The sequence below is a fragment of the Streptomyces sp. FH025 genome (assembly GCF_017427025.1).
In the GTDB taxonomy this organism is placed as follows: domain Bacteria; phylum Actinomycetota; class Actinomycetes; order Streptomycetales; family Streptomycetaceae; genus Kitasatospora.
The window spans coordinates 1-1,789 of the sequence record NZ_JAFLNG010001056.1 but is presented as its reverse complement, the minus strand read 5'-3'; the positions used below and the strand labels follow the sequence as shown (position 1 = coordinate 1,789).

Annotated in this window: 3 protein-coding genes and 1 pseudogene; all 4 read right to left on the bottom strand. The window is 73.6% G+C overall.

The features are described from left to right. A pseudogene (locus J0670_RS37220) lies at window positions 1–318 on the bottom strand (cytochrome P450); the annotation flags it as partial. Beyond that, window positions 315–941: an ATP/GTP-binding protein gene (locus J0670_RS37215; RefSeq protein WP_243438061.1), complete on the bottom strand. Its 627-nt coding sequence runs from the start codon at window positions 939–941 to the stop codon at window positions 315–317. The pseudogene J0670_RS37220 and the gene J0670_RS37215, both read right to left, overlap by 4 nt. Beyond that, complete coding sequence (locus tag J0670_RS37210; RefSeq protein ID WP_207817198.1) at window positions 919–1,266, bottom strand: DUF742 domain-containing protein; 348 nt, start codon at window positions 1,264–1,266, stop codon at window positions 919–921. The genes J0670_RS37215 and J0670_RS37210 overlap by 23 nt, the downstream gene beginning before the upstream one ends. Then, the gene (locus tag J0670_RS37205) at window positions 1,263–1,676 is read right to left on the bottom strand and encodes a roadblock/LC7 domain-containing protein (protein ID WP_030289775.1); all 414 of its coding nucleotides are present in this window, start codon (window positions 1,674–1,676) and stop codon (window positions 1,263–1,265) included. The genes J0670_RS37210 and J0670_RS37205 overlap by 4 nt, the downstream gene beginning before the upstream one ends. Window positions 1,677–1,789: the final 113 nt, after the last annotated feature.

The following is a 1,789-nucleotide window of genomic DNA, read 5'->3' as shown; positions in this document are numbered from 1 at the left end:
CAGTTCGGCGTAGCCGAGGACGAGCCAGGCCTCGACGCCGGGCTCCAGCTCGATCGGTGCGACCGGCCCGTAGCGCTCGCGCAGCCGGGCGTACAGGCCGTGCGGGTCGTCGGCGACGGCCTGGCCGTACAGCGGGGTCAGCGGGACGCCGACCGGCAGCCCACCGCCGTACGGGGCGCTGTTGCCGTACGGGACGTCGTTGCCGTGCGGGATGCTGTTGCCGTACGGAGCCGTGCCGTGCGGGACGCCGTTGCCGTGGAGGGCTCCACCGTGCGGGACGGGGCAGCCGGGGGACCGCGGCGGTTCGGGGGCGGTCATCCGGGCAGCTCCAGGAGCGAGCTGCGGTGCAGGTGGTCCACGAAGTCGATCAGCAGGTCGTACGACTGCCGCCGGTCGCGCGCGTCGCAGTACAGGATCGGCACCTCGGGCAGCAGGTCCAGCGCCGAGCGCAGCTCCTCCTCCGGGTAACTCGGCGTTCCCGGGAAGGTGTTGACCGCCACCGCGAAGGGGATGCGCTGCTCCTCCAGCCGGCCGAGCACGTCGAAGCTCTCGTCCGGCCGGCGCAGGTCCACCATCGCGATGGCGCCGAGCGCACCGCGCGACAGGTCGTCCCACAGCGGCCAGAACCGCTGCTGTCCGGGCGTGCCGAACAGGTACAGCGCGAGCCGGGGGTTGAGCGTGATCCGGCCGAAGTCCAGCGCGACCGTGGTGGTGGTCTTGCCGCTGTGCCCGGTGAGGTCGTCGACGCCGCTGCTGGCGGCGGTCATGGTCTCCTCGGTGCGCAGCGGGGTGATCTCGCTGAGCGAGCCCACCAGGGTGGTCTTGCCGACCCCGAACGGGCCGGTGACCAGGATCTTGACCGCGCCCTGCACCGAGGCGGGCAGGTACTGCGGCTCGGCCGGCACGTCGGCGGGGGCTTCAGCGGAGTTGGCGGAGGCCAACGAGCACCTCTTCCAGGAGGGTTGTGGGCAGGCGTTCGGCCTGCGGGACGGGCGGGAGCACCTGCACGGCGCCGAGGTCCCAGAGGTCGCCGACCAGCACCTTGACGACGCCGAGCGGCAGCCCCAGGTGGGCCGCCACCTCGGCGACGGAGAGCAGGCTGCGGCAGATCCCGAGGATGCGCCGGTGCTCCCGGTTGAGCAGGGCGTGCTCGGGCAGTTCGGGGGGTTCGGGTAACGCGTGGACCAGGCTCTCGATGGCCAGGTCGGAGCGGGTGGGGCGGCTGCGCCCGCCGGTGATGACGTAGGGCCGGACGGGGCCGCTCACCGGTGGCCCCCCGCCGCGTGGTCGACGCGCGGCGGGCTGGTGAGGTGGGTGCCGATCCGCTCGACCAGGACCTGCATCTGGTACGCGACCAGCCCGGCGTCCACGGCCTCGCTGGTCACCACGGCCAGGTGCGCGCCGGCCCCGGCGGCGACGATGAACAGGTAGCCGCCGCCGTACTCGATGATGATCTGGCGGGTGGCGCTGCCCGGCCCGCCGAAGCCGGCCGCGACGCCGCGGGCCAGCGACTGGAGTCCGGAGCAGGCGGCGGCGAGCCGTTCGGCGTCCTCACGGGCGATGTCGGCGCTGCGGCCGATCTCCAGGCCGTCGTTGGAGACGACGACGGCGTGCTGGACCTGCGGGACGGCGATGATGTCGGCGAGCAGCCAGCCGAGATCAGGGGTGGTGGTCATGGAACTCTCCGGAGCGCTGGGGAAGTCGGGGGGAAGCGGGCAGGGAAGGGTCGGTATGGGCCTGGGCCCGGGCGGCCGATCGGCCGCTGGCGGTCCCGGCCTGGAACATCGCC